We start from the raw sequence: 2,734 nt of genomic DNA, 5'->3' as shown, positions 1-2,734 counted from the left end.
GCTGATCTATGCCAACACCGTCGTACAGCGCGGGACGCCTTGGCGCGAAACCGGCGTCACGACTTAATGGTTGCTACCGGCTGTCATCGCGTGTGCGGCATCTTGAATCGAGAACCATCCTCACCGTCGTCCCGGCAAAGGCCAAGACCCATTACCCCAAACGCGCATTGTTGGGCGGCGCTGGGGCCGCGATCCCGTTCACTATCGAATGCGGTGGTTATGGTCCCTGCTTTCGCAGGGACGACGCTGAGGATGCGGCGCCCCGCGCCCTACCCCGACCGCTTGTTGCTGGTGTTCTGGGTCAGATTGCCGTGCGCGGCCTGCTCGCGGATGTTGTGCTTCTCGTCGTCGCGATGGCCCTTGGTGGTGTCGAGGGGAACGCCGGGGGTGCTGCCGGGGCCCTTGTGGCTCTTGTTGTCGTCGGGAACGGGCTGGATGGTCTTGGTTTTTGGTTTCGTCATCATCGTCTCCGTTACGCAACAAGACAACGCCGCCCCTACGGGCGGCGTTCCGGAAACGCGACTTCACAACTGGCCGGCCTTACAGCTTCTCCTGCTGCGAAGGCTGCGCCTGTTGCTGCTGACGCTGACGTTCCTGTTCCTTGGCGTGATGGCGGCCGTAGAGGCATCCGGCGGCGGCGCCGAGCATGCCGTGATGGCCGGCATAGTGGCCGGCGACACCGCCGACGACCGCGCCCTTGATGCAGCCCTTGGCGTCGGCGGGCGAAGTTGCGGCAAGCGCACTGACGGCAATAATGGATGCGACAAGAATGGATTTCATGATCCAGCTCCAATGGAATTGTCAGGCATCAACGGCCAAGCCACCCTGCCGGTTCCCGCCCCGTCGCCGCGGAAATCCGCTGCGCGCAGGCCTCAATCATGCTCTAAATGCCGCCGCATTGCGGGCAGTGTTTTGAAGATCATGCGGACATCACATATTGCCCTGCTCGCGCCGGCACTCGGCGCGGCGATCCTGTTCGTCACCAGCCAGTTCATCTCCAGCCCAGCGCACGCCGAGGACAGCGACCGCGCGCTGCTCGCGACATTCTGCGCGAGCGCCAACATCAAGGGATCGACCTGCACGCGGGCGAAATCCTATCCCGGCGGCCGGGCGTGCGACGTCAAGCTGACCAAGGAGCATTACGCCGGACGCTTCCTCGCCGCGGGCAGCGCGCTGCTGGTCGTGAACTATGAAAGCGAGTGCGAGCCGCACGCGACCGATTTCGGCGGCGTCGCGCTGTTCGAGCAGGACGGCAAGGCGACCCGCTTTGCCACCCGTTTCTTGCGCTTCCTGCCCGGCGCGCAAGGCCACGACTGCATCGTTGTGGCCAAGGACACGCAGCAGGATGTGCTGGTCTGCACGGTCGGTCACATGGGCCAGGGCATCCTCGAAAGCGCGGTGGCGCGGATGGAATTTGCCAGCAAGCCCGGCAAGCGGATCGAGATCACGCCGGACTTCCTGCTCCGGGCCGAGGATGCGGTCAGCGCCTATGGCGCCAATGTCGTGATGTGCAACGAGGGGCCGAAATATTTCGGTCTCTCCAACCTCGCCGCCGGCCCCCGCCGCAACACCGTCGCGGTCGACGTCGATTATGCCGACGACGAAACCATCCGCACCGCCTGCAGCGAAGGCTTTGCGAAGCCGAAGGAGCTTTACCACGACCTCTTGCCCGGCGAGGCCTTTGTTCCGGAGGGCTCGGAGCGGAAGAAGCGGTTCATCATCGACCTCGTGACCGGCAAGGCCGTGCCGGCGAATTAAAGGCCGCGCCGGCGGATTAGCGCGCCGCGACAGCGAGCCGGCGCGATCTCACCGGCCGGCCCCGGAGGAGCTCAAGGCCTCGACCGGCGCCAGCGCCGGCTCACCGTCGCGCGGCGCGCGCTCTTGATTGGCTATTTGGAGGCAACCGGCATGACGGCGACAGCAAGCGGCACGGTGTTTCTCATCAGGAACTCCTGGTCGTGGATGCGTCGCCCGTGCGAGTCCAACCGGGGGTCCGCGCGGAGGTTTCATTAATTCGAGGTCACCTGCCGCCGCGCGCGAGACGCGATCGGCGCGGCGCCGCCCGGCTCTCCCCTGCAATTTGTGCCATAATGCACGCACTGGTTGACGAACCTAATCGCGTTTCGCGCGTCAAACATGTGTTTGATTGTGGAACGCTTCGGTTCAGAATGTGGGCGAAGGCAGATCAAAGGCGAGTCGGATGGAACCGGCGGAGTTGATCATGGGCGAGGATTTGAACCGGCAACGCGTCCTGAACTTCCTCGATGTCTATTATGCCGGCGGCATCGAGGGCGCGCTCGAGCGCTGCAGCGACGATGTCGCGTTCCTTGCCAACGCCCCGATCGACATTCTCCCGCATATGGGCCAGCACCGCGGCAAGGCCGCGCTGCGCCAGATGTGGACCACGATCCACGAGCGCTATTCCGACATGCGCTATGAAGCGCCGATCGTGGTTGCCGAAAGCGACAAGGTCGCAGCGCAGCTCCGCGTGTTCTTCCGCAAGCGCACCAACGCCCGCGTGGTGCAGTTCGACGTCGCGGTGTTCTACACGCTGCGCGACGGCCTGATCACCGAGATCCGCGAGATCATCGACACATTCGACCTCGTCCAGCAGGTATTGGAGCGTGACGTCGCGGCAGCGCTGACCGGGCAGAACGCAGACTAGGCACGGGATAGTCTCTCCACTTCGCGCGACTCTTTCCGTTCCCTCCCCCCTTGTGGGGGAGGGTTAGGG

The 2,734-nt window shown here is 64.3% G+C and carries 4 protein-coding genes; 2 read left to right on the top strand and 2 right to left on the bottom strand.

Annotated features, from left to right (window positions below; all coding sequences use genetic code 11):
- Window positions 1–269 precede the first annotated feature (269 nt).
- Entirely contained in the window at window positions 270–461 is a 192-nt protein-coding gene (locus tag QMZ05_RS40660; protein ID WP_246667805.1) for a hypothetical protein, read from the bottom strand.
- A 79-nt stretch (window positions 462–540) separates the two neighbouring features.
- Window positions 541–780: a hypothetical protein gene (locus tag QMZ05_RS40655; RefSeq protein WP_353705865.1), complete on the bottom strand. Its 240-nt coding sequence runs from the start codon at window positions 778–780 to the stop codon at window positions 541–543.
- A gap of 141 nt (window positions 781–921) precedes the next feature.
- Between QMZ05_RS40655 and QMZ05_RS40650 the strand changes: the two genes are divergently transcribed.
- On the top strand, window positions 922–1,758 hold the full coding sequence (locus QMZ05_RS40650; RefSeq protein WP_353705864.1) for a hypothetical protein: 837 nt from the start codon (window positions 922–924) through the stop codon (window positions 1,756–1,758).
- Between the two features lie 463 nt (window positions 1,759–2,221).
- On the top strand, window positions 2,222–2,665 hold the full coding sequence (locus QMZ05_RS40645) for a nuclear transport factor 2 family protein (RefSeq protein WP_353705863.1): 444 nt from the start codon (window positions 2,222–2,224) through the stop codon (window positions 2,663–2,665).
- The last annotated feature ends 69 nt before the right edge of the window (window positions 2,666–2,734 follow it).

The sequence above is a fragment of the Bradyrhizobium sp. INPA03-11B genome (assembly GCF_040446015.1).
Lineage (GTDB): Bacteria > Pseudomonadota > Alphaproteobacteria > Rhizobiales > Xanthobacteraceae > Bradyrhizobium > Bradyrhizobium macuxiense_A.
This window is presented reverse-complemented; position numbering and strand designations above follow the sequence as displayed.

Coding starts and splice junctions, on each gene's coding strand:
- QMZ05_RS40655 (WP_353705865.1), bottom strand. CDS start 780: ATGAAATCCATTCTTGTCGCATCCATTATTGCCGTCAGTGCGCTTGCC.
- QMZ05_RS40660 (WP_246667805.1), bottom strand. CDS start 461: ATGACGAAACCAAAAACCAAGACCATCCAGCCCGTTCCCGACGACAAC.
- QMZ05_RS40650 (WP_353705864.1), top strand. CDS start 922: ATGCGGACATCACATATTGCCCTGCTCGCGCCGGCACTCGGCGCGGCG.
- QMZ05_RS40645 (WP_353705863.1), top strand. CDS start 2,222: ATGGGCGAGGATTTGAACCGGCAACGCGTCCTGAACTTCCTCGATGTC.